The following is a 25,824-nucleotide window of genomic DNA, read 5'->3' as shown; positions in this document are numbered from 1 at the left end:
TCTTCCTAAAGTCAACAACTACTCAACGATTTCAGCATGGCTGAACATAAATGAATTGCCCAATGTAAGTTCAACGTTTTCTACCTGATCTTCATTTACAAGAGCCACAAATGACGGATAATAAAGTGCTGTGATCGGCATATCATCCATAAGTGCTTTATTCGCTTCTTCCCAGGCTGCATCTCTTTCTTCGCCTAATGAAGCCATTGCTTTATCAAATGCTTCATCAAATGCTTTGTTACCAGGATTTAATGTTGTATCGTTCGGAGCGCCTTTGTATTCTCTCCATCTCCACTGGCATGTATTATTACCATTCTGAGAATAGAAAAGTTTAATAAGTCCACTTGCATCGTATGGGTTATTTGTCCAGCCACCAGGAGCCATCTGATAATCACCTTTACTCTTTGTAGAGCTGAATACACTTGATTCTTCTGCGCGGAGTTTAACTTTGATATTTAAATTTGTTTCCAGCATCTGCTGAATTGCTTCACAAAGTCTCTTGTTCTTTTCAGTATTCGCATATGTGATTTCCACCTCCGGAAAGCCCTCTCCGTTTGGATAACCTGCTTCCGCAAGTTCTGCCTGCGCATCTTCTACCTTAGCCTGACGCGGATCGATTCCATATTCTTCTGCCGGATATCCATCTGCTTCAAGTTCACGAAAATGTGTTCCATCTGTTTTCTGACATGTCGGAGCGATAAAGTTACTTGCCGGGATAGAACCATCTTTTAATACCTGTTCTGTGATCTGCTTTCTGTCGATTGCCTTGGCAACTGCTTTTCTTACATGAACATTATCAAATGGTGCTTTATCTACGTTGAAATTCAGGAACTGTGCTCCTGTATCGGCACTGACAATTACATATGGATCTTCAGCAACAATCTGTGGAATCTGTTCTGCCGGAAGGTGATCCATAACATCGATCTCACCTGCCTGATATGCCTGATATGCGGTATTATCATCTGTAATAAATACTGCTTTGATACCAGGAAGTTTTACTTCGTCTGCTGCATAGTAGTAAGGATTCTTTTTCAGTAATAAATGAGATCCAACCTGATATTCTTCTAAGTAGAATGCTCCGTTACTGATTGCTGATTCCGGTTTCTTCTCCCATCCTTCACCTGCTGCTTCCACTGCTTCTTTTTTAATAGGAAGATAAACGTCATTGGCAACTAACTGCGGGAAGAACGGTGTTGCATTCTTCAAAACAACTTCAAATGTATAATCATCAATTGCTGTTGCTTTGATATCATCATACTCACCTGTTCCTTCAAAATATTCAGTAGCACCTACAACATAATCTGTGATAGCCTGAAGTGCTTCAGATGCAAAATCCGGATCACAAATTCTTCTCCAGGAATATTCGAAGTCTTTTGCTGTCACCGGACTTCCGTCTGACCATTTCGCATCTTTTCTTAAATGGAATGTATATGTTTTTCCGTCCTCTGAAACATCCCATTTTTCCGCGATACCCGGTTTAAAGCCATCGGATGTTGATACGGTGAGGCCTTCAAACAACTGCTTACAAATCGCATCTGATACAGATTCAGAGTTGTTCGTTGGGTCCCACTGCTTTGGTTCAGAATACAATCTCCACATAAGGTATCTTCCCTCTTCTGATCCTTCAGTTTCCGTTTCTGCTTCCTGTTTTGCTGATCCATTGTCAGAAGCTTTTTCTTTTTTGCCACCGCACCCCGCAAAACTAGCGACAACCATCGTCAGTGCTAAAAACAACGCTAATTTTTTCTTTTTCATACATTTCTCCTCCTTTACATCCTTTTTTGAGTTTCGTTTTACGAAAAAGATTTTTTCTGTGTTTTTTACTCACAGTATAAATATTACTGACAGTATAATTCTTTTTGTATATTATGTCAAGATATTGACAGCATTCTTTTATTGTTTTATAATATTTCAACAACTGTATGTTTTGTTTTTCTATAAGAAAACAAATAAATTACATAAAGGAGGATTTTCTTATGAAGAAAGCACTAAAAATCTACATTTCTGTAGACATGGAAGGAATGGCTGGTATCACTTCTCCATCCCAGGAACGCGATGAGGTTCCTTCCTTCCGCCGCGCTTTACACAATCAGGTACGCTGGATCATCGAAGGAATTCATGCTTCTTCCAGAAATGATGAAATCGGGGAAATCACCATTTCTGATTCTCATGGAAGCGGAACGAACCTTTCTTATGATGAACTTTGCCAGATGGATGAACGTATCAGCTTAGTAAGCGGTTCTCCAAGAAGACAGTACATGATGTCTTGCCTGGATGAAACCTACGATGTTGTATTTCTGGCCGGATATCATGCCGGTCCGGGAGAAGATTTCGCCAATATGGATCACAGCTTCTACGGAAGAGTTGTTTCCAGCCTTAAGATCAACGGGACCTATATGAACGAAAGCACAACGAACGCAGCACTTGCTGCTTCTTATAAGGTTCCGGTCGGTCTTATCATCGGTGATTCCGGTCTTCGCAAACAGCTTATAGACAAAGAAATGATGCCATGGATAAAATTTGTAACAACAAAAGAAGCTTTATCCCGCTACGCAGCAAAATTCCCTCCGCAAAAAGTTCTCAGGGAAAACACGATTTCTGCAGTAAAGGAAGTTCTTGATTCCGATTTGAGCAAAATTCCTTTATATGAAGTTACAACTCCGATCAAACTGGGATTTGAATTCAAATCAACAGCAATGGCCGACACTGTTGCACAAATTCCTCGCATGAAACGCTTAAGCGGTACAGAAGTAGAAATCACATGCGATAACATGCATGAATTAGAATGTGGCATCTCTGCAATTACCGGTCTTGCAGGAACAGCTAACTAAAAATTTCGAAGGAGAAAAAGAAAATGGGAAAATATAATTTTGATGAAATCATCGACAGACGCGGCACATCTTGTAATAAATGGGAATACAATATTCCGGAAGATGTCATTCCGATGTGGGTAGCAGACATGGATTTTGCAGCAGCTCCGGAAATTCGCGAAGCAATGCAGAAACGTTTAGATCATCCTGTTTATGGATATACTCATCACAGCAAAGAATTAAAAGATGCCATCGTATCCTGGGTAGGAAGACGTTATCACTGGGATATCCAGAGCGAATGGTTAGGTTTCAGTCCCGGCGTTGTTCCTGCTCTTGTTATGAGTCTTTTATCTCTGACAACACCTGGGGATCGTATTGTGATCATGACACCTGTTTATCATCCATTCTACTCTTCGATTGAAGAAAATGGACGTGTTATCATTAATCACCAGTTAGATTGTGATGAAAACGGACGTTATTCCATTAACTTCGAGCGTCTGGAAGCCCAGATCGACAACCGCTGCAAAGCGATCATGATGTGTAATCCTCATAATCCGGCTGGTCGTGTATGGACAAAAGAAGAGCTTTTGGAAGTTGCTAAAATCGCCGAACGCCATGAGCTGTATATTATTTCAGATGAGATCCATGCCGATTTCGTATATGGCGGAAAACACCATACTCCGATGGCATCCGTATCAGAATATGCTATGGAACATACAATCACAGCTTTTGCACCGAGTAAAACCTTTAATGTTGCCGGTCTTTGTCAATCTTATGTTGTTATTCCGAACAAGAAATTATACAATGCGTATGACGCAACCTATAATGCGTTTGATCTAGGAGATAATGTTTTCGGTATGACAGCGTTGACTGCCGCATATACAAAAGGCGAGGAATGGCTTACAGAAATGCTTCAATATCTCGAAGCTAACAGAGATTTCACCGTGGAATATATCAGAGAAAATATTCCGGAAATCAGCGTCTGGTCACCTGAAGGAACATATCTTCTGTGGCTTGATTGTTCAAAACTTAATCTGGAAAATGACGAGTTAAATCAATTTTTCTTAGAAAAAGCAAAGGTAAAAATGAATCCTGGATATCGTTTCGGTGCCCAGTGCAGCACTTATATGCGATTAAACATTGGCTGTCCACGCGCGCAACTTCAGGAAGCTCTTACCCGTATTGAAAAAGCAATCAAAAACTGCTAGTTTTTATACTTGAATTGCGAAAGGAGGGGCGGGACCATGTATGGAAGCCGAATTCGCGAAATGCGAAAAAAAAGAGGGCTCACGCTCAAAGAGGTAGCTGAAGCTACCGGATACACAATAGGTCATATATCACAAATTGAAAGAGATTTAAAATCTCCTTCACTCGTAGCACTTAGAAAAATTGCAGCCTGCTTAGATTGTTCAGAAGTATGGTTAATCATGGGTGACTCTGAACTCTCTGTTGAGTCATCTGAAGAGAAAAATAATTCAAAAGAAACTTATTTAGTGAGAAAAGAAAAACGAATTCCAATGAAAATCCCGGAAATCGATGTTTCCTACTCCATTTTTACACCTTCTAAACTTCCGGACTCAAAAGAAGCACAAATGACCGGACTTATTGTGAGATTAAACCCTAACACCTGGGTGACTGAGCAGATGATTTCACATGGTAATTATGACGAGAGTCTCCTGCTCCTGAAAGGGGAACTGGAACTCCGTATGGATAACAGTACTTATGTAATCCACGAGGGTGACAGTTTCTATATTCCTAAAAATTGTTTACATAACTACATGAATACATCAGATGAAGAAGCTACTATAATTGTTTACTTTTCACAATTAGTTTATTAAGGAAAACACGATTATGAAATATATTATTGATGGACATTTTGACTTACTCAGTGATGTCGCTGTACGCCGCAAAAACGGCGAGCATAAGGTCATTGAAAGATTATACTATCCAGCTTTTAAAAAAGGAAACGTGACGGGAGTCGTTGCCTCCCTCTTTGTAGATAGCCAGTACCTGCCTTATGGAGGTATTTCAATCGCTATGGAACAGATTGCCGCTCTCCACTGTGAGATAAGCGAAAGTCCGGACCTTCTTATGCTTTGCACGAGCGCAGATGACTTTGTAAAAGCCGCTTCGGAAAATAAAGTCGGTATCCTTCTCTCGTTTGAAGGAGCAGAACCGATAAGCTCCTGCCTCATGTTACATGCTTTCTACGCCGCAGGCGTAAGAGGACTGGGACTTACCTGGAGCCGCAGAAATATGGCAGCTGACGGCTGTGATTTTACCGGGAACGCCAAAAAAGGTGGTCTGACCGACTTTGGAAAAATGCTTGTAAAAGAAGCTGAATCCTTAAACATGATCATTGATCTCAGTCATTTAAGTGACGAGGGCGTGGATGATGTCTTATCCATTACCTCCTGCCCACTAATCGCATCGCATTCTAATGCACGGGCAGTTGCTCATAATAACAGGAATTTGAAGGATGAGCATTTAAAAGAAATCGCCAGACGTGGCGGTGTTGTGGGACTGAATGCCTGCAGTATCATTAATGCAGATGCCGACAGCACACCTGACCGCCGGCAAATGCTTGCACACTTAGATTACATGATTGAGGTAATGGGAGAACAGCATGTCGGTTTCGGATTTGACTTTTGCGATCTCTTCTTAAAGAACAGTTCCGCACAAGACTTATCCCTGATGCCGGAGTTTCCTTTCGACATTCTCTCCGGCGGTCATGCGGACATTCCGGATTTCTTGCAGGATATGAAGAAACATAATTATTCAGATGAACGGATTTCTCTGCTTGCAGGCAAAAACTGGCTTTATGCATTCGAAAAAATCCTAAAAAAATAGTTTATCAGAAGGAGTATTTTTGTAATGAATTCAAATATGACAGAACAATTAGATCAGCTTTTCCGTATGTGGGATCGCGGTCTTTGCCCTGGCGCTCAGGTATTGATTCGCCAGCACGGTAACACTCTTTACGAAAAATGTTTTGGATATGGAAATCTTGAAAATAAATTAAAAATCCATAAAGAAAGTATTTTCCATGTCGCATCGATTTCCAAAGAATTTACTGTTATGTCTATTCTTCTTCTCTGGAAAGAAGGAAAACTTGATTTAGAAGACGACATAAGAAAATATTTAGATGAATATATCAACATTGAAACACCGATCACGATCCGCCAGATGATGAATAATGTCAGCGGACTTCGCGACCAATGGGAACTCTTATTTTTACGCGGTATCAAGATCAACGATCAGATTGACATGGATGATATCAATACAACGATATCTCTTCAGAAATCGCTGAACTTTGAACCACAGTCACAGTATTTATACAGTAACACCGGGTTCCACTTATTGGCACTTATCGTTGAAAAGCTATCACAAATGAGCTTCCCACAGTTTGTAAAAGAACGTATTTTCAATCCACTCGGAATGACACATTCTTTTGTTCGTGAAAGCTTTACACAGATTGTTCCGGATCTTACTTACTCTTACCAGGACGAAGGCGATGATACTTTCTACTATAATCCACTGAACTACGCACTTTACGGACCAACCTCTGTAAATACCTGTGCTTCTGATCTCTGCAAAGTATTAGATGAGTACATTCATCCAAATGTGATCGATCCTGAAATTATCGAGCTTATGAAGAAACCTGTCCTTCTCAGCAATGGCAAAACGGCTGAATACTGCGGCGGACTGATCACCCATAAGCTTCATGGTCTGGATGTATTCGGACATGGCGGTGCCGATGCTGCATACCGTGGTGAAATTATTTGCATTCCGGAAAAAGAACTGGAGCTTGTACTGATCAGTAACACCACAACTTACGCAATGTCTAAGCTTGCCGATAAAGCTGCCTGCATCGTACTCGGATTACCGGATTGTACCGAACCAGTCGTGCCGGAACATGAAAATGCACCCGCTCGCAGCGGTGTATTCCTGACAGCACTTCCGGATGATCCAATGTTTGTTGATATCACAGAGCAAAACGGTACTTTCTATATGCAAAGAGAATGGTGCCGCACAGAACTGGTAAAAGAAGAGGATGGCGGTTATCGCATTGGTTCATTGGATGAAAAGATCTACTTCACAGATAACGGAATCCTTTATCGGCTTCCTGGTCGTGTACTTACATTGACCCCTGCCAAACCTGCAGATCCGGCACTTTTCCAGGAAGGAACCTATTACAACGATGAAACCGATTCCTTCATGAAATTAGTGAAAGTTGGAAATACATGCGAAATCCATATGCGTCGTTATGGGAAAACAACACTTTATCAATCAGGATCAGGAAGTATTATCTTCCGAATGGATGCAAATCTTGTAATGTATGTAAAAGCTGAAAATGATACCATCATTATGGATGGCGGTCGTGTAAAACATATCATTTATCAAAAACAATAAATTAACAGGACGCATGAAAAAACGAAAGCTTTTTCATGCGTCCTGTTGCTTATGGATACAATAACAGCTGTATTACACAAACAAAACTGTTTTCAGCATACTGACCGGATCACATCGCTTTTGATGTGCTCTTTTACACTTTCTAATTCTCCAGATACTTCCGTATCCGATCTTCCTTCAACTGTTCCCCAATCACGATCACAACCTCCTGCCCGTCTCCGATCGGCTTCATACTGATCTCATGACCGGTTGCATTCAGCTGCATCCAGCTTCCTGCATCATCTTTCACAAATCCCTTCACCCGGAAAATACCGCCACATTCCGGATCCTGCATCATCTTCGCAACCTGCGTCTTCAATTCATCTGCAGAAATTTTTAATTCCATAAAATACAACGAATCAAAACCTTTTTTCTCATCTATATCCATCTTCCGATAATTTTCTGCAACATAACCGCCCTTTAAGATCTTATCAAAATCCTCTTCCGAAAGCTCTGCTCCATCTTTTCTCATGATTTCCTGATCCAGCCTTCGCTTGCACTGAACCTGTTCAAGCGCTCTGTTCAAATGTTCAATTGTATTTTCAATCTGTTCTTTTGTTGCTTCTTCTGCCCTGCTGAGGATAATGCTTCCTGCATTTGCAGCCTCGGACGCAAGCAGATAGTCTGCTTCTTCTGACAATTCCGGCTCCAGTTTTGCGTCAACGATCGCAATCACATTGCCAATCTCATACCACTTATCCAGTGGTTCATCGTGAAGAACGTCAAAAAATTCGTCTACATCATAAATCCCGGACGGTTCAACAATTACTCTGTCATATCCGCACATTCCCATTGCGATCAGCTTCGTCCGGAAACGCCGCCTGTGCGTCTCTTTGTCGCACCCACCGGAAATCATTTCAAGCTCACAGTTATCTCCCATCAGGTCCTGCAAAAGAAGCATATCTACATTTACCGCACCAAAATCATTCTCAAGGATGCCAATGTTCATTCCTTTATCCAGAAGATATTTTGCATATTTTTTAATAAACGTTGTCTTGCCGGAACCTAAGAAGCCGGTGATTAAATCTATTTTTACCATCGCTAATCTTCCCCTTTGATTTTTTAGTTCTTCAAAAATTTTCTGCTGTAATTTTACTTCCTTCTCTCTACTTTTAAGATAATAGCATATTTTTTTAATTTCTTAAAGGAACTCAAATAAAGAACTCAAACAGAAACTTAAATTTTGAGTTCCTATTTGAGTTCTTTTCATTTTTTCTAAAAAATCATTTTCCTTTTTACTTTTCTTCTTTCTTTATCCCAGCCTTCTCCAGAATCCCATTCCACATTTGCTCCCGCTTTTTCTCCCGTTCTGCCTTTCCGTCATTCCACTTCTGTATAAATGCCATCTGTTCCAGATCATCCCGCTCTTCCATAAACAGCCTCTCTTTCTTACATTTATTCAGATGAATTATTTCCTGTACCTGACTATTATATGCGTGTCCGCAATGATTCTTTCCAAATTTATACCTAATTTCATGTCTGTAAAATTAAATGCATGTCTGTTAATAACACTGACTCTGGTATTTATTTCTCATAATATAAAAAGGAGCCACCCCAAAAAGGCTAGCCCCCATGAAAAAAGTTTTCTCGTATTTAATTATGCTTTCTTTCTGTTTTTCAGCATATCCATTGTTACAGCAAAGATGATCAGGACACCACTTGTAATTTCAAGTACATGTGTATTTAATCCGAACTGTACACCGGCGTTGTTGATAAGTACCATCAGGATTGTACCAAGTACTGTACCTGTAACGGTTCCTTTACCACCTGCTAATGATGCGCCACCGATTACTGCTGCTGCGATTGCATTCATATCGTATCCTTCACCACCGGTTGGAAGAGCACTCTGAACACGTGCTGCAAGCATGATACCTGCGATACCATAAAGGAGACCAGCTCCAGCATATGTTGCATAGAACATTTTTCTTACTTTAATACCACTTAATTTTGCAACTTCAACACCACTACCAAGTACATAGAGGCTACGTCCGAAGATTGCATATTTCAGGATGAACCAGATAATAACTGCTACGATTGCCCAGATAATTGCCAGAACCGGAAGTACTCCGAATACGTTTGTATTTCCCATGCTCAGGATTCTCTGATCGATACCTGTAACTGTAAGTGCGTTACTGATGATTTTTACAAAACCACGAACGATTGTCTGCATACCAAGTGTTGCGATCATTGGCGGAACCTGTAAATCATAAATGATAATTCCGTTCAGGAAACCAACTGCAATCGCAATAATAACCGCAATAAGTAACGTAATCCACATGTTCATGTGTGTATCTCTCTGCAGTAATGCGAGAACCATACAAGAAAGTCCTGTGATTGCACCACCACTGATATCGATTCCGCCTGTGATAATGATCATGGTCTGTGCCGCAGCCATAACACCGATGATTGCGCACTGTTTCATTAAGTTTGTTACATTATAAAGTGTACAGAAGTTATCTGTAAAAAGTGATGCACCAACAAAAAGAATGACAATGATCAGACCTAATGTAAATTCTGTTTGCTGGAATATACTTGTCTTTTTGATTTTATTTTCCTTAGCCATAATAATCCTCCTTAGCCCTCAACAGATGCTTTCTTCAAGACATCTTCTTCCTTCAGTACTTTTATTTCATCGTAATTAAATTCTCCGGTAATTCTTCCCTGTGCCATTACGAACAGACGATCTGATAATCCCATAACCTCCGGCAGATAAGAAGAAATTAAAATGATACCTTTGCCCTGTGCAGTAAGCTCTTCCATAATCTTGTAGATCTCTTCCTTCGCTCCTACATCGACACCAACTGTTGGCTCATCAAAAATCAGAATATCAGGATTTCTGCAAAGCAGTTTCGCGATAACGACTTTCTGCTGGTTACCACCTGACAGGTTACCTGAAAGCTGCATAACACTCGGTGTTTTTACGCGGACATCTTTTGAATATTTTTCCGCTCTTTCTGTTTCTTTCTTCAGAGAAATGATTCCACCTTTGCTTATCATTTCATAAGAGTTCATATTGATATTAGTCTTGATTGGAAGGGCAAGGGCAAGTCCGTCTGCACGTCTGTCCTCTGTCAGGAATCCAATACCATTTTTTAACGCTCCTGCCGGATCCTTGATCTCAACTTTTTTACCTTTTACATAGACATCTCCGCTTAATCTCTTTTCTACACCACAGAGGGCTCTCATGATCTCGCTTCGTCCTGCACCTACAAGTCCTGCAAAACCTATAATTTCTCCTGCATGCAGATTAAAATTGATATTTTTGAAATGCTTACTGTCTGAGAAATTCTCAACTCTGAGGATTTCTTTTCCCGGTTTCTGCCGTTTGATATTGTAAATATCAGAAAGTTCACGTCCTACCATCATCTTGATCAGGGAGTCTTTTGTAACTTCCTCGATCGGTTTTGTTTCAATATAAGTTCCATCTTTCAGGATTGTAACACTGTCGCAGATATCCATGACTTCTTCCAGACGATGTGAAATATAAATAATACTTACACCTTTAGATTTCAGTTCATCAATGAACTTATACAGCGTTTCAACCTTTTCGTTCTCCAGAAGAGCTGTCGGCTCATCGAAGATTACTATTCTCAAATCATCGCTTACAGAAATTTTACTGATCGTTACCATTGCCTGCATAGCAATCGGCAGACTCGAAATTTTCTGGCGAGGATCAACATTCATCCCAAATTTATCGATAATTTTCTGACTGTCATCATACATCTTCTTCCAGTCAACCATGCCTAATTTTGTTCTTGGCTGTCTGCCAAGGAAATAGTTCTCAGCAATGCTGAGATCCGGCGCAATGTTTACATGCTGATAGTTCGCATATACTCCATGACTCTGCGCTTCAAGTGCACTGGTATTTTCAATCCAGTCGCCATTGTAATTCATTAAAACTTTTCCTTCGTCCGGTCTTTCAACACCCATGATGCATTTTATCAACGTAGACTTTCCAGCACCGTTCTCACCGCAGAGTGCTCTCGCTTCACCGGCTTTGATCTCGAAACTTACGTTATTAAGTGCTGTTACACCAGGATAGAATTTACTGATATTTTGAATTTTTAAAATCGTGTCCTGCATAACCCATACCTCTTCTATAAGTAAGGGGCGATGTAAACCGCCCCTTACATCAATCCTTTATTCTTATTATTAAAGTGTAACTACTGTTCTATTAAGACTATTTCTGAAGTCTTGTAGGATCAAGCAGATCCTGCATATCGCTGTCGTCCATGTTGTCTTTTGTGATAACAACTGGTGGGCAGTTAACCTGTTTCTTAGATTCAGGGTTTTTTCCATCGATCAGTGTACGAAGTGCATTTTCCATACATTTGTATCCCTGAGCGTATGCATCCTGAACGATAATTGCATCTAAGACACCATTTTTCAGAGCCTGGATTTCAATATCATCTGAGTCAACTGCTACGTTGATAAACTTATCGCCTACGTTAGAATCTGCAACTGCATTGCACACACCATCACCTGTAATGTTGTTTCCTGAATACATACCGATCAGCTTGTCTCCGTATGTAGAAATAATATTTTCTGCATTCTTCTGAGCTGTTTCTACATCATTACCGTTGTAATATGTATCTGTCAGTTCAAGTTCCGGTGCAATCTCTGCGATCTTGTTTCTGAAACCATCGATTCTGTGGTTAAGAGCTTCATTTTCAACGTTTGTGTTCATACCAAGGACACCGCTTGTAACACCTTTGGCATCCATAGCGTCCTTGAATGCTTCTGCTGCCATTTCACCGATTGTATCATTTGAACAGTAGTAGAATTCGTTGTAGTAATCTTCATTTGCACCGTCATCGCCAGTTCCGATACCGCAGTTTACGAAGTTCAGAACGATTCCTGCATTTGTAGCTTCCTGAGCCTTCGGTACAGTTGCATCAATTGCAAGTGTAGCTGTAACGATTGCATCTGGCTGTTTTCCGATACACTGTTCAAATGTTGTTACATAGTCTTCTGTCTGGCTTTCTTCAGCTGGTCCGACAACTTCATAATCAACTGTGATTCCTTCGCTCTCTTCGATATCTTTCATAGCGTTCTCAATACCGATTCCAACATATGTCCAGAACTGGGATGCTGTAGAAGGTGTTAAATAAATTACGTGATAAGATTTCTTATCTGATCCTCCCTTGCTTGATGATTTGTCATCAGAAGATCCTGATGATTTTCCGCCTGAGCAAGCTGCTAACGAAAGTGTCATTGCGCCGACCAGTAACATTGATACTACCTTTTTCATTTTCATAACTTTTTTCCTCCTTGATGTTTCTTATATAAGTTACACTTTAAAACGTTTCATTCTCACGTGCTTTATTTACATAACCCCTTTTTGTAACATAAAGCATCCATATGGTCTTGTTTCGCTTGTACAAACTGTAAGAACAGCTTTTCCTGCTTTTTCATAGAATTTTGTACGTTCGATTGGTCCTGCACAGTTCTCATAACCATTTCTCTTTGCTGCTTCGATCGCTTCATCCCATGTATCGCACTGTTCCATCTCAACTCCTGAATCAGCATCCGGAACCATGTACTCTAATGGTGTTGCGCAGTATTCTGTATCCAGCGGCATAAGTTTTAAGATTGCATCGATCATTTCCGGTGCTGTGTTGCCTTTTGCCTGAATGCTTACTGCATTTGGTGATTTTGAATACGGCGGATAAAAATGATCTGCGATAACAAGAATGTCACCGTGTCCCATGTCTGCCAGTGCTTTCAATAAATCTGATCCAATAATTTCCGGTATTCCTTTTAACATCTTTCTTCCTCCTTTATTTGTAAATTCCTTCTTATTCGTGTTCTGCAAGGAATTTATCAATCTCTTCTCTTGTCGGCATAGCCGGTGTTGTTCCAAGTCTCTGTACGGAAAGTGCTGCAAGTCCATTCGCAAATCTTACTGCTTCCCAGAGTTCTTTTCCTTCGGAAAGTGCTGCAAGAAGTCCTCCGTTAAATGCATCCCCTGCACCGGTTGTATCGATTGCATCTACTTTGTATGCCGGTACAACGATTTCTTTGCCTTTTGATGATACGAACACTCCTCTTGATCCAAGGGTGATAACTACATCTGTGACACCTTTTTCTCTGAAGTAAGCAGCTGCCTGTTTTGCAGAATCAAGGTCTTTCACTTCAACGCCTGTGATTTCTTCTGCTTCTACCTCATTCGGTGTTACCATATAGCATTTAGAAAGGAATTCGTCTGTCATCGGTGCATATGGTGCTGTGTTCATGATGACCTTGCATCCATATTTATTTGCCATGTCTACGATCATCTCGTTAGCATCCTGATTAACTTCAAGCTGTAACAAAACGTATTCACATTCTTTGATTACATTTTCAACACTTGCTACCTCTTCTGCAGTAATGGTGTTGCATGCGCCAGGTACGATGATAATCTCATTCTGGCTTGAATTTTCATCTACCAGGATCAGTGCGATTCCTGTTTCTGTTTCTTTGGTGATGAAAATGTTGTCCTTTGACATGTTCAACTCTGTCATGGTATCGAGCATTACATTTGCAAATGTATCGGTTCCAACCTTTGTCATCATCACAACGTCTGCTCCTGCTTTGTGTGCTGCAACACACTGGTTAAATCCTTTTCCACCAGGTCCCATCTTGAACATAGAACCTTTTACTGTTTCCCCCGGAACCGGAAGGTGTGGTGATCTTGCCATCAGATCTACTACGAAGCTTCCGAATACTGCAACCTTTTTCATTTTATTTTTCCTCTTTCTTTTCTCAGTCTATTTTTTGCTTTCTCGTTTTGAAAGCGGTTTCTTTTATTTGTTTTCATTCTAAACCTGTCCACCTTGTAATGTCAATGTTTTTTCTGCTTATATGCACGTTTTTGTTTATTTATCTAGTTTTATCAACTATTTTTAGTGCATTTTTACCATTATCTTTATTTATCCGAACGAGAAACCGGTTGCATATTGATGATTATTTATCAAAAAGTATTCCTATCTGAAAACTCAGAAACAAGACGGATATATTTCGTCCAATTTATTTTCATTCAAAAAAGTAAAAAAACAGAGTACCGGAAAACCAATACCCTGTTTCATGTCTCTGTTCTTCTGTTATTTTTTCAGCATCTCAGATCCTCTGCGGATCAATTTTGTTTCTACAAGACTTGTATGTTTCAGAACCTTATTCCTGCCTTCTTCCATAGACCGGACACTCATCTCGAATAATTCCAGCGCCGCACAGCCCATCTCATAGATCGGACGGTCAACCACTGTCAGTTCCAGCTCTGTATACGTCAACTCATGAATCTCATCAAATCCCACCAGAGAAATATCTTTTCCGATACGGATCTTGTGTTCCTTCATATATTTCAGACATCCAAGCGTTGTCAGGTTGTTCGATGAAAAGATTGCCGTCGGCGGATCCGGAAGCTCCATCAGCTTCTGGCAAACTTTATAGGACATATTTTCTTTGAAATGTCCATTCACGATATATTCTGGTTTTTCCTCAATCCCCGCCTCTTTCAGGGCTTTTCTGTATCCTTTCAGTCGCTCTCTTCCAGGTCTTGTATTCTCATCACCTGTGACAATTGCGATTTTTTTATGCCCCTCTTCAATCAGGCAGTTCACCGCATCTTTCGCTCCCTGGCAGTCATCCGAATAGACGCCATCAAAATTTTCTCCGCGGATATCACGGTCGAGCAGTACAACCGGGATCTGATTCTTTTCCAGCTCTTTCAACAGCTCTATCGTCTTTTCATCATTATCTGTGACAGGAATCAACACAACCCCTTTCACCATTTCCTTCCGGATTCCTTCCAACATCCGGTGTTCTACCTCCAGATCATCATTGGTTCCATACATGAATACATTATAATCATACTGACTTGCCGTATCTGAAAGTCCGTGCAAGATCTTGCTGAAGAATGAGTTCTCGATATCCGGCGCCAGAAATGCAATATTCCGGATGTCCCCCACGCTCAGGCTCCGTGCCAGTGAATTTGGCACATAATTGCTCTCATCTATGATCTGCTGTACCTTTTTTCTCGTTTTTTCTCTCACGCTCTGGTTCCCATTCAGCACACGCGATACGGTTGCCGGTGAAACATTTGCTTTTTTTGCAATATCGTATATGTTCATTTTCCCCATTTTCTCCTCATATTGGCACTTTAGTTTTGTAACCGGTTTCTTTGCGTATACCATAGCATTTCAGACATATTTTGTCAAATATTTTCAAGAAACTTTTTCAATTTATTTCATAGATTTTATCCAAAAGCTGATTTCATGCATGTACAAAAAACGCTCAACTTCTCCTGTTAAACATAAAATCACTTGCAAAACTGGATTCTCTCTTTATTGTGACGTAAAAAATGAGCCATTCATAGAATTTACTTCTAAAAATGACTCAATTTATTATTATCGCTTATTTATCTGTCTATTCTACGATTCCTGCAGCGCTGCTTGTACCGATTCTTGTTGCACCAGCTTCGATCATAGCCTGTGCTTTTTCAAAATCACGTACTCCGCCTGAAGCTTTTACGCCCATATCTGGTCCAACAGTTTCTCTCATAAGACGGATATCTTCTACTTTTGCTCCACCTGTTGAAAATCCTGTAGATGTCTTAACAAAATCTGCTCCAGCTTCTTTTGCAGCCTGGCATGCTTTTATTTTTTCTTCATCTGTCAGAAGACATGTCTCGATGATTACTTTTACAAGAGCTTTTCCTGCTGCCGCTTTTACAACTGCTTCGATGTCGCTCTTTACATAATCCCATTCGCCTGCTTTTGCACGTCCTACGTTGATTACCATATCAACTTCGTTTGCACCTTTTTCAATGCTGTCTGTTGTCTCTGCAGCCTTTGCCTCTGATGTGCATGCTCCAAGAGGAAATCCGATTACACAGCATGTCTTTACTTCTGATCCTGCAAGTTCTTTTGAAACAAGCGGTACATATCCTGAGTTTACACAAACAGATGCGCATCCGTATGTCTTAGCTTCTTCGCAGATCTTTACAATCTGTTCTGGTGTTGCATCTGCCTTTAAAAGGGTATCATCTAAATATTTTGCGATTTCTTTTTTATCCATGTCCATATCTCCTTTTCTTGTGGTTACATTTGTTAACAGCTCAGTAACTTTTGTTCATGCCTTGATATTAGCACATGGATTCCACCCTGTCAATGGCTATTCTAATCTTTCAATGACTTTTCCTGCCGTATCTTCGTCTGTGATCAGAACATTGATAATCTTCCCTCTGATCGCCCCACAAATACATTCTACTTTACTCTGTCCTGAAGCAACTCCAATCCTCCGTTTCTTCTTTTTCAGCTCTGCCAGTGGAACCGAAACCGTCCGTTCATCCAACGCTTCATCGCAAAGTTCTCCCTGGTCATTGATTAAATGATCGCAAATGTCCCCGACTGCGCCTTTCACGATCAGCTCCTGCATCTCTTCTTCTTTCAGATATCCTGCCCGGCATACTGCATTCTGCACACCATAGGCTCCCATGGTGATCAGGAGTGTATTGGCTTCATCGCCATATTCCAGCACCTTCTTTACATTGGAATCACTGACGAAAACGTCCTTTATCTCTTTGCTGTCTACCATAGCCGGACACATCATTGCATACGGCTTCGCATCCCACGCCTTTGCAAAATTTTTCGCGATTTCTGTTGAATAGATATTATTCTGTAAATTGCTGACTCCACCACACAACTGCACAACTGTCACATCTGATAGATCTTCTTTCTGGCTCAGGAAATTCGACACAGAATACACCGTATTCCCCCACGAATATCCAATTATATCTCCATTTTCCACAACCGATTCAAGATATTCTGCAGCCGCCTTTGCCACCGCTGTCAGCTTTGGAAGATTACTTTTTTTCGGCACAATGATAACCTTCTCAAGGCTACCCTTTTCCCGGAGTCTTCTCTCCATCTCCAGTTCATATCCCTTTGGAGGCACAACCTTGAACTGGACGATTCCCATCTCTTTTGCATCCGTCAGAAGTCTGGATACATACGGTCTGGAACAGGCAATTTCACTCGCGATCTCCTCCTGGCTCATGCTGTCCTCGTAATACATTCTTGCGACTTTCACCAGCAACTCCGTCTTTTTATCTCCATAATCCTTTTTTTCCATATTACATTAACCGCCATTTCATACTTTATTCCCAAAATCTATCCAAATCATATCACATTTTCAAAGTCTCCGTATACTTTTTCCGAAAGAATATACGTCTAAACGCCTTCTCATTTCACTAAAAAAGAGACAGCCCATCATTTTGACAAGCCATCCCTTTTCGTCATATTTTATAAATCCTACGCTTCAGACTCTTTCTTAGCTCCAAAGTAAGCCTTCAGAGAATTGATCACAATAACAAGTCCGAGTGCCATCAGCAGAACTGCGATGATCAGCTGCAGTCCTTCTACAAGGAAAGTAGCGGAACCTGCTGCATATGCTTTTACAAGTCCGATGGTTCTCTCTACCAGTGCGGTTCCTGTTACACAAAGCATGATAATCAGCGGTGCGAACAGCATCTTGTTGCTTCTTCCTGTTACCTTCATGAATACACAAAGTGTTACAAGTACAAGTGCTGACAGTAACTGGTTTGCTGATCCGAACAGTGGCCAGATATTTGCATATCCGATACGTGTCAGAACGTAAGCACATAACAGAGTCACGATTGTTGAGAAATATGTATTGCAAAGGAGTTTTCTCCATCCTTCTGCATGTTCCATATCATCTACACTGAAGAGTTCCTGGAAACTCATACGTCCGATACGTGCTACTGCATCCAGACTGGTAAGTGCAAGTGCAGATACGCACATGGTCATGAAGCACTGTGCTACATAAACCGGAACTCCGAACATTTCAAAGAATCCTGCAACACCGCTTGAGAATACCTGGAATGGTGTTCCTGCTGCCGGTGTTCCGTCTGCTGCTGCGGCTGCACCAGCTACGCAAAGTGCGAGAACTGCAAGAAGACTTTCCAGAACCATGGCTCCATATCCAACCTTCAGCATATCTTTTTCATTGGATACTGTCTTTGAAGAAGTACCGGATGAAACCAGGCTGTGGAATCCGGATACGGCACCACATGCTACCGTAACGAACAGGATTGGGAACATATCTCCAAGTGTATCATTGTGGAAGCCTGTAAATACCGGAAGGTTCATGGTTGGATGTGCAACCAGAAGTCCCAGTGCAGCTCCTACGATCATACCGATGAACATATAAGTTGTCATGGTATCACGAGGCTGCTTTAAGATCCACATCGGAAGTACTGCTGTAAAGAAGATATATACAAATGTAATGTAAGTCCATGTAGCTTTTGTTGCTGTGATCGGTGCTAACATACCAAGGCCAAGAGCAGCTACTGTAAATACAAGACCGACAACTGTTTCTTTCCATCCGTGGAACCGGAATTTTTTCTGTACCAGGCCAAAAATCATAGCAAATACGATAAACAGCAGGGAAATGGTTCCTGCGGCTCCGTTTGTCTTTGATGCATCTGCAAGTTTTACGACACCGTCCACTTCTGTGTAAGCGTTAAATGTACCTGCAACCATGTCTGCGAATGCTGCGATTACAAGAAGTGTAAACAGCCAGCAGAAAAGCAGGAATACTTTTCGTCCGAATTTACCGATATATTTTTCGATCAGAAGTCCCATAGACTTTCCTTCGTTCTTTATACTGGCATACAGTGCACCGAAGTCTGTAACAGCACCGAAGAAAATACCTCCAACGATGATCCACAGGAATACCGGAACCCATCCAAATACTGCTGCCTGAATTGCACCGGTAACAGGACCTGCACCTGCAATTGACGAAAACTGATGACTGAACACGGTCCATCCGTCTGTCGGAACATAATCCTTTCCATCTTCAAATTTCTTTGCCGGAGTCTCTGCTTTTGGATCGATTCCCCACTTATTAGCGAGCCAGCGGCCGTAGAATACATATGCACAGCTAAGAAGTACTGCTGCGATCAATACGATAACTAATGTATTCATACTAATCCCTCTCTTTCTCTTCCAGTTAATATAATTAAGTTTTAATAAGATAAATAAAAATTTTATCAAATTACTATAGTGGTGTTTTAACTCTTTAAAGCCTATTTGTCAATGGACTTCACGCAATTTCGGCACGTTCACATGATTTTTTAGAGTACGCTCTGTTTTTTTGTGCATTTTTCCATGCTCCGCGTTACAAAAACATATGACCGTTCTATAAAAGCACTCCTGTAATATACAACTTGTCCGTGGCACCTGTATCTGACTCCAGAATATGCCCGGATATATTTTTATATTGATATTGACATTTTTCCTCAACCGAACTATACTGAATTTTGTAAATGAAACGGGGAGCTTGTTTGACAGGCTGAGAGGAAGTTCAGAACTTCGACCCATATACCTGATTTGGATAATGCCAACGTAGGAACGTATATTTTGATGATAACGGGAGATACATTGGTATCTCTCTTTTTTTGATATACGGCGTCAAATACCATCAGCATACTCTGATGATATTTGAGAAACAGGATTTCTTATAATAATATGAAATGATACCAGGGTCAAAAGGTCAGAAAGCTGATGCAAGCTTGCTTGCAAGAGGATTTTTGACCTCTTGACCCGCCAAAAACATGAGTAAGTAGCCATTTTTCAAAGAAAAATGAGCGGATTACGAATGTTTTTGAGGATTGCGAGAGTGCAAAGCACGTAGCAATCTGGTATCAAAGGGGTCAAAATACCTTTTGACCCCAACATCATGAAATTCCACATTCAACCAGGGTTTACACGAAAATGAATAAGGTAAAGTTGAGATTGGGCGAGAGTTCATGAAGGGGTACACCACCACGGGTGTAATTCTTTGTGGACTCTTTTTTCATTTTCAAGAACTTTTCCGTTTTGAAAGGAGGTTTTTCCATGATTACAGTTAATGGTAAAGAAGTTACTCTGACCGGACCGCTCAGTGTTGCGGATTATCTGGAACAAAACAATTATCAGATCAAACGAATCGCCGTTGAAATGAATGGTGATATTTTACCAAAATACAGCTATTCTGACACCATGCTCAAAGACGGGGACCGTCTGGAGGTTGTAAGTTTTGTAGGAGGAGGCTAAGAAATCATGTATCATACACTTACAAAAGAAGAAATCTACACCGCCCTTGACGAGCGACATTCACCGGAGACGCAGAAGCTTCTCTCGGCAGGAAATGTAGCGATCGCAGGGCTTGGCGGCCTTGGCTCTAATGTTGCTTATGCGCTTGCACGGATCGGTGTCGGTCATCTTCACCTGATTGATTTTGACGTAGTTGACATTACCAATCTGAACCGCCAGCAATATTTCATGGAGCATATCGGAATGTACAAGACCGATGCCCTGAAATCCCTGCTTCTGAAGATCAATCCGTATCTGGATATCCGCACGGACTGTGTAAAAGTTACGGACGATAATCTGCAGGAATTATTTGCAGATGCCACAATTGTCTGCGAAGCTTTTGATAATCCGGAAGCCAAAGCAATGCTGGTCAATGGAATTCTGGAACATTTCCCAGAGAAAAAGCTCGTATCCGCAACCGGAATGGCCGGCTATGGAAGTAGCAATACCATTATCACAAAACGGATCATGAAAAACTTTTATCTGTGTGGTGATGGCGTGACAGCACCAACTTACGGTCATGGACTGATGGCGCCGCGTGTTGCCATCTGTGCCGCACATGAAGCCAACATGATCACGCGGCTGATCCTCGGTGAAGAAGAAATTTAAAAATATAAGAAAGAAGGAACTTTATTATGAGTACAAATGAAGATAAATTTATCCTGGGAGGTCATGAATTCACTTCCCGTTTTATTCTCGGATCCGGTAAATTTTCTCTGGATCTTGTAAAAGCCTGTATCGAAAAAGCAGAAGCTCAGATCATCACACTTGCCCTGCGTCGCGCAAATGAAGGCGGTCTTGCAAATATCCTGGACTATATTCCGGACAATGTAACCCTGCTTCCAAATACATCCGGTGCACGTAATGCTGAGGAGGCAGTCCGTATCGCCAGACTTTCCCGTGAAGTCGGATGCGGCGACTTTGTAAAGATCGAAGTCGTTCATGATTCCAAATACTTGCTTCCGGACAACTACGAAACCATCAAAGCAACAGAAATCCTTGCAAAAGAAGGCTTTGTTGTCATGCCGTATATGTACCCGGATCTGAATGCTGCAAGAGCACTTGCTGATGCCGGAGCTGCCTGCATTATGCCACTCGGCTCTCCAATCGGTTCCAACAAAGGGCTCAGCACAAAGGATTTCATCCAGATCCTGATTGATGAGATCGATCTGCCGATTATCGTTGATGCCGGAATTGGTCGCCCTTCCCAGGCTTGTGAAGCCATGGAAATGGGTGCTTCCGCTGTCATGGCAAATACTGCTATCGCAACTGCAGGAGATGTTCCTGCCATGGCAGAAGCTTTCAAGAAAGCCATCGAAGCCGGACGCAGTGCTTATCTTTCCGGACTGGGACGCACCATCGAAAGAGGCGCAAGCGCATCCTCACCTCTGACAGGATTCTTAGAGAATTAGGAGGCAGTCAAAATGGAAAATTCACATATCAACGAAAGTATTTTAAGTGAGGAAATTCTGGAGGACCAGAAGAAAAACCGCATTGATCATATGACTTACCTTCCGGGAATGGAAGATATCGGATCTGACGTAATGGATCAGGTCATAAGTGCCATGAACGCTTATGATTATGAAAAATATACCGAAGCTGACGTAAGACGCGCCATTGCGCATGACATCCGTACACCGGAGGATTTCGCTGCACTTCTCTCACCTGCCGCACTTCCTCTTCTTGAGGAGATCGCACAGGCTGCACAGGCAGAGACACGAAAACATTTCGGAAACAGCGTCTACATGTTTACTCCGATCTACATTGCAAACTACTGCGAAAACTATTGTATTTACTGTGGTTTCAACTGCCACAACAAGATCAACCGTGCACAGTTAAATGAGGAAGAAATTGAAAAAGAAATGGCAGCCATCGCCAAAACAGGTCTTCAGGAGATCCTGATCCTGACCGGTGAAAGCCGTAGCAAATCCACGGTGGAATATATCGGAAATGCCTGCAAGATCGCCCGTAAATATTTTAAAGTCATCGGACTTGAGATTTATCCGGTCAACTCGGACGAATACGCATTCCTCCACGAGTGCGGTGCCGATTATGTAACCGTATTCCAGGAGACTTACAATTCTGACAAATATGAAACCCTGCATCTTGCCGGACACAAACGGATCTTCCCATACCGTGTCAATGCCCAGGAACGTGCACTGATGGGCGGCATGCGCGGTGTCGGATTCGGAGCACTTCTCGGACTTGATGATTTCCGCAAGGATGCCTTTGCAACCGGATACCATGCTTATCTCCTGCAGAGAAAATACCCACATGCCGAAATCGCCTTCTCCTGTCCGAGACTTCGTCCGATCATCAACAACGACCGGATCAATCCGATGGACGTCCATGAGCCACAGCTCCTTCAGGTAGTCTGCGCTTATCGTCTGTTTATGCCATTTGCAAGCATTACGGTATCCACAAGAGAATGTGCGCGTGTAAGAGACAATCTGGTACAGATTTCTGCAACAAAAATCTCTGCCGGAGTCAGCACCGGAATCGGAAGCCATGTGGATGATATTGAGGATAAGGGAGATGACCAGTTCGAGATTTCTGACGGACGTTCCGTAGATGAGGTTTATCAGGCACTTCTTTCCAACAATATGCAGCCGGTTATGAGTGATTATATCTATGTATAGAGATCTTATTGCCGTAACAAACCGCCATCTCTGTTCCCGTCCTTTTACAGAACAGATTACCCGTGTCTGCAAGCTGCATCCGAAAGCTCTGATCCTGCGTGAAAAAGATCTGCCGGAAGAGGAATATTTTTCTCTTGCCCGGCAGGTGAAGGAAATCTGTGAACAGTTTAAAGTTCCGTTTATTCCGCATTTTTATCCAGCCGTTGCGAGAGAACTCGGCTGCGACAGGCTACATTTACCACTTCCACTTTTGCTTGAAAATCCGAAAGTGGTTTCCGATTTTCATACAGTTGGAACTTCCATCCATTCTGTTTCTGAAGCAGTCGAAGCGGAAAAGCTGGGAACTTCCTATCTCACAGCAGGACATATTTATGTTACCGACTGCAAGAAAGGGCTCCCGCCACGGGGACTTCCATTTCTGCAGAATGTATGCCAAGCTGTACAGATTCCGGTTTATGGCATTGGCGGAATCAAAATTGATGAAGCACAACTGCACGAACTGAAAAATGCCGGTGCTGCAGGAGGTTGTGTGATGTCAGGGATGATGCACGTCTGACCGGTCATTCCTCAAAATAAAAAAGGCACTATGCAGGGTAGCATATCAAACTGATATTGTCACCTTGCACAGTGTCTTTTTTATTTCACCCGAAACTGCACTTCTTTGCCAGCTTCTTTTTTACTCTCTTTTATAATTATCCCGCCAGATGAAGCACTCCGATCAGCAGAATACCACACAGTCCATAGTAAGCTACAACCGCAACAAGGTCGTTGATGGTCGTAATAAGTGGTCCGGACGCTACCGCCGGGTCGATATTGATCTTCTTGAAGAACAGAGGAATCAGTGTACCCACCGCACCGGAAATTACCATTGCCACCATCAGAGACAGACCGATACAGCCGGATACCGCATACGCGAATGTCCAGGTCTTTCCTTTGAAAAGTGCAATATAAAGTCCTAATACGAGGAATGACAAAATTCCAAGAATCGCACCATTTGAAAATGCGATCCGCATCTCTTTGAATACCAGTTCTACTTTCTGCTTTCCTGTCAGTGATTCATCCATCAGAACACGAATCGTTACCGCCAGTGACTGGGTACCGACATTACCTGCCATGTCCAGGATCAGTGACTGGAAACACATAATGATCGTCAGCTGGCTTACTACCTGCTCAAATACACCTACAACAGAAGATACAACTGTTCCCAGTGCCAGCAGAACAAGCAGCCAAGGGAGACGTTTTTTCATACTCTCTTTGAGTGGCTCTTTCAAATCTTCTTCTGCAGTCAGACCAGCGAACATCGCATAATCTTCACCCATCTCATCATCGACCAGATCTACAATGCTCTGGGATGTGATAACACCGAGAAGTTTATTATCGTTATCCAGGATCGGAATAGAATTTTCCGAATAATCTTTCAATTTTTCGATACAGTCATCGATCAGCTCGTGACCGTATACATATGGATATGATGTCACGATCAGATCCTCAAGACGTGTATCCTGTCTTGCCGTGATCAGATCCTTCAGATCCATCGCACCGTAGAAGGTGTGATCCGCTGTCACCATAAAAATTGTAGAAATATTGTCATTTTTTGCTGCCTGACTGACAAGTTCGGTCATCGCCTGCTTTACAGTAAGATTCTCTCTGATCTCAATGTAATTCGTGGTCATTCTTGAACCGATCTCTTCATCATCGAATGCAGCAATAACTGCCATATCCTTTCTGGCTTCATCATCCATCAGCTCTAGCAAAAGAGCTCTCTTTTCTTTTGGAATCATCCGCAGTACATCTACAACCGCATCTGTTTCCATTCTGGAAAGAATTGCTGCTGCTTTTCGCACATCCATCTCATCCAGATATTCAGCTGCCTGCTTTTCATCGATATACTCGAAGATATCCGCAAGCATGTCCAGATTCAGAATCCGGCACAATTTCCGCCGCTCTGCAACGGAGAGATCCGGGAATACATCTGCAAGGTCATTCTCATGGTAGTCTTCCAGTTTGTTTCTCATAATTCCCGGAGAGGCATTGCTTCTTACAATGCCCAGGATCTCAGCTCTATAGTCCTGGTAGTCCTGATAATCCTGTGTATTTTCCATAACTTTCGCCCTCCTTATCCTTTTTCCAGCACAAAAACATGCAGAATCAAAGTCTAAAATTCTCCACATTTCTGTCTTTCATCCAATATTCAATTATGAATGTCAATACGGGAAAACAGGATAAGAAATGCTATACGAACAAACAGAATGAACTGCTGCCATTTTCCCATCCTGCGTATATACTTCGCCCATGACTATCACAACTGTCCATTCTGTTCACCTGCCTTTTGTTTGAATTTGATTAAGAAGTTTTCAACTTCCTACGCTATTATAATACCTTAGTCTACAAAATTCAAACCTTTCTGTTTATAAAATTATTTTTTTATCAGCTTTTTTCTTATTTTTAACATGAAATAAAAATCAACTGTTTTTTCGCTCCTCTTTACTCCTCTGCTTCCACTCATACATCTGTAAATCCTCTTCTTTTACATAGCTTTCACAATCATTCTTATCCGGATCAAATCTGCTGTAGCCGACAGATACATACGGAATCTTTCCCTCATAGCTCTGTCTGTTCATAAGTCCTGTTATTACATCTGTCTTCACGATAATACTGCTATAATAAATATAACCATCGCCAGGCAAATATAATCCGTCCGTACCTTACTGCTTATCATCCCAAACATAACACCAGAGATTAAGAAAAGAGTATCGTTCCCAATACAATACGATTACTGTTCTGATATCT

The 25,824-nt window shown here is 41.6% G+C and carries 24 protein-coding genes and 1 riboswitch; of the genes, 10 read left to right on the top strand and 14 right to left on the bottom strand.

Annotation, left to right across the window (positions count from 1 at the left end):
- Positions 1–18 precede the first annotated feature (18 nt).
- Positions 19–1,755: a peptide ABC transporter substrate-binding protein gene (locus PGW42_RS11830; protein ID WP_117824448.1), complete on the bottom strand. Its 1,737-nt coding sequence runs from the start codon at positions 1,753–1,755 to the stop codon at positions 19–21.
- Positions 1,756–1,976: 221 nt separating this feature from the next.
- Between PGW42_RS11830 and PGW42_RS11825 the strand changes: the two genes are divergently transcribed.
- The 5 genes from PGW42_RS11825 to PGW42_RS11805 are packed head-to-tail and all read left to right on the top strand — an operon-like array spanning position 1,977 to position 7,223.
- A complete protein-coding gene (locus PGW42_RS11825; RefSeq protein WP_270202997.1) occupies positions 1,977–2,831 on the top strand; it encodes a M55 family metallopeptidase in 855 nt (284 codons plus the stop codon).
- A gap of 23 nt (positions 2,832–2,854) precedes the next feature.
- On the top strand, positions 2,855–4,018 hold the full coding sequence (locus PGW42_RS11820) for a MalY/PatB family protein (protein ID WP_270202996.1): 1,164 nt from the start codon (positions 2,855–2,857) through the stop codon (positions 4,016–4,018).
- Between the two features lie 36 nt (positions 4,019–4,054).
- The gene (locus tag PGW42_RS11815; RefSeq protein ID WP_117836131.1) at positions 4,055–4,648 is read left to right on the top strand and encodes a helix-turn-helix domain-containing protein; all 594 of its coding nucleotides are present in this window, start codon (positions 4,055–4,057) and stop codon (positions 4,646–4,648) included.
- Between the two features lie 13 nt (positions 4,649–4,661).
- Positions 4,662–5,660 carry a dipeptidase gene (locus tag PGW42_RS11810; RefSeq protein WP_270202995.1) on the top strand — a complete coding sequence of 333 codons (999 nt, stop codon included), beginning with the start codon at positions 4,662–4,664 and terminating at the stop codon, positions 5,658–5,660.
- 24 nt (positions 5,661–5,684) lie between these two features.
- On the top strand, positions 5,685–7,223 hold the full coding sequence (locus tag PGW42_RS11805) for a serine hydrolase domain-containing protein (protein ID WP_270202994.1): 1,539 nt from the start codon (positions 5,685–5,687) through the stop codon (positions 7,221–7,223).
- Positions 7,224–7,365: 142 nt separating this feature from the next.
- On the opposite strand, the gene PGW42_RS11800 is transcribed toward PGW42_RS11805, so the two are convergent.
- The 11 genes from PGW42_RS11800 to PGW42_RS11750 all read right to left on the bottom strand — a co-directional run bounded on the left by PGW42_RS11800 (position 7,366) and on the right by PGW42_RS11750 (position 19,246).
- A complete protein-coding gene (locus PGW42_RS11800) occupies positions 7,366–8,301 on the bottom strand; it encodes a GTP-binding protein (protein ID WP_118218595.1) in 936 nt (311 codons plus the stop codon).
- 196 nt (positions 8,302–8,497) lie between these two features.
- Positions 8,498–8,635: a hypothetical protein gene (locus PGW42_RS11795; protein ID WP_022219980.1), complete on the bottom strand. Its 138-nt coding sequence runs from the start codon at positions 8,633–8,635 to the stop codon at positions 8,498–8,500.
- Between the two features lie 224 nt (positions 8,636–8,859).
- On the bottom strand, positions 8,860–9,825 hold the full coding sequence (locus tag PGW42_RS11790) for an ABC transporter permease (RefSeq protein WP_117557297.1): 966 nt from the start codon (positions 9,823–9,825) through the stop codon (positions 8,860–8,862).
- A gap of 11 nt (positions 9,826–9,836) precedes the next feature.
- The gene (locus tag PGW42_RS11785) at positions 9,837–11,345 is read right to left on the bottom strand and encodes a sugar ABC transporter ATP-binding protein (protein ID WP_270202993.1); all 1,509 of its coding nucleotides are present in this window, start codon (positions 11,343–11,345) and stop codon (positions 9,837–9,839) included.
- 97 nt (positions 11,346–11,442) lie between these two features.
- Entirely contained in the window at positions 11,443–12,519 is a 1,077-nt protein-coding gene (locus PGW42_RS11780; protein ID WP_330677038.1) for a substrate-binding domain-containing protein, read from the bottom strand.
- A gap of 69 nt (positions 12,520–12,588) precedes the next feature.
- A complete protein-coding gene (locus PGW42_RS11775; RefSeq protein ID WP_173688332.1) occupies positions 12,589–13,029 on the bottom strand; it encodes an RbsD/FucU family protein in 441 nt (146 codons plus the stop codon).
- 31 nt (positions 13,030–13,060) lie between these two features.
- Positions 13,061–13,984: a ribokinase gene (gene rbsK / locus PGW42_RS11770; RefSeq protein ID WP_270202992.1), complete on the bottom strand. Its 924-nt coding sequence runs from the start codon at positions 13,982–13,984 to the stop codon at positions 13,061–13,063.
- A gap of 360 nt (positions 13,985–14,344) precedes the next feature.
- Positions 14,345–15,370, bottom strand: coding sequence for a LacI family DNA-binding transcriptional regulator (locus PGW42_RS11765; RefSeq protein WP_195368797.1), 1,026 nt, complete (start codon positions 15,368–15,370; stop codon positions 14,345–14,347).
- A 295-nt stretch (positions 15,371–15,665) separates the two neighbouring features.
- Positions 15,666–16,316 carry a deoxyribose-phosphate aldolase gene (deoC, locus tag PGW42_RS11760; protein WP_117557291.1) on the bottom strand — a complete coding sequence of 217 codons (651 nt, stop codon included), beginning with the start codon at positions 16,314–16,316 and terminating at the stop codon, positions 15,666–15,668.
- 96 nt (positions 16,317–16,412) lie between these two features.
- Positions 16,413–17,372, bottom strand: a complete 960-nt coding sequence (locus PGW42_RS11755; RefSeq protein ID WP_117557289.1) for a sugar-binding transcriptional regulator — start codon at positions 17,370–17,372, stop codon at positions 16,413–16,415.
- A 179-nt stretch (positions 17,373–17,551) separates the two neighbouring features.
- Complete coding sequence (locus PGW42_RS11750) at positions 17,552–19,246, bottom strand: carbon starvation CstA family protein (protein WP_270202991.1); 1,695 nt, start codon at positions 19,244–19,246, stop codon at positions 17,552–17,554.
- 339 nt (positions 19,247–19,585) lie between these two features.
- Positions 19,586–19,690, top strand: a riboswitch (TPP riboswitch).
- 468 nt (positions 19,691–20,158) lie between these two features.
- Here PGW42_RS11750 and thiS point away from each other — a divergent pair.
- From thiS to PGW42_RS11725, 5 genes are read left to right on the top strand one after another with little or no spacing between them, the layout of a single operon-like run.
- Positions 20,159–20,356 (top strand): sulfur carrier protein ThiS, encoded by a 198-nt coding sequence (thiS, locus tag PGW42_RS11745; RefSeq protein WP_008368609.1) that lies wholly within the window; start codon positions 20,159–20,161, stop codon positions 20,354–20,356.
- Between the two features lie 6 nt (positions 20,357–20,362).
- Entirely contained in the window at positions 20,363–21,004 is a 642-nt protein-coding gene (gene thiF, locus PGW42_RS11740) for a sulfur carrier protein ThiS adenylyltransferase ThiF (RefSeq protein WP_008368611.1), read from the top strand.
- Positions 21,005–21,030: 26 nt separating this feature from the next.
- Complete coding sequence (locus tag PGW42_RS11735; RefSeq protein ID WP_118198621.1) at positions 21,031–21,807, top strand: thiazole synthase; 777 nt, start codon at positions 21,031–21,033, stop codon at positions 21,805–21,807.
- Between the two features lie 12 nt (positions 21,808–21,819).
- Positions 21,820–23,034 carry a 2-iminoacetate synthase ThiH gene (thiH, locus tag PGW42_RS11730; RefSeq protein WP_022219951.1) on the top strand — a complete coding sequence of 405 codons (1,215 nt, stop codon included), beginning with the start codon at positions 21,820–21,822 and terminating at the stop codon, positions 23,032–23,034.
- Entirely contained in the window at positions 23,027–23,590 is a 564-nt protein-coding gene (locus tag PGW42_RS11725) for a thiamine phosphate synthase (protein WP_117836143.1), read from the top strand. The genes thiH and PGW42_RS11725 overlap by 8 nt, the downstream gene beginning before the upstream one ends.
- A gap of 136 nt (positions 23,591–23,726) precedes the next feature.
- Here the strand turns inward: PGW42_RS11725 and mgtE are convergent, their stop codons facing one another.
- Positions 23,727–25,136, bottom strand: coding sequence for a magnesium transporter (gene mgtE, locus PGW42_RS11720; protein ID WP_022219946.1), 1,410 nt, complete (start codon positions 25,134–25,136; stop codon positions 23,727–23,729).
- A gap of 360 nt (positions 25,137–25,496) precedes the next feature.
- Positions 25,497–25,682, bottom strand: coding sequence for a hypothetical protein (locus PGW42_RS11715; RefSeq protein WP_195502196.1), 186 nt, complete (start codon positions 25,680–25,682; stop codon positions 25,497–25,499).
- Between the last annotated feature and the right edge of the window lie 142 nt (positions 25,683–25,824).

Source organism: Coprococcus sp. TM115-187, assembly GCF_027679115.1.
In the GTDB taxonomy this organism is placed as follows: domain Bacteria; phylum Bacillota; class Clostridia; order Lachnospirales; family Lachnospiraceae; genus Allocoprococcus; species Allocoprococcus comes.
This window is presented reverse-complemented; position numbering and strand designations above follow the sequence as displayed.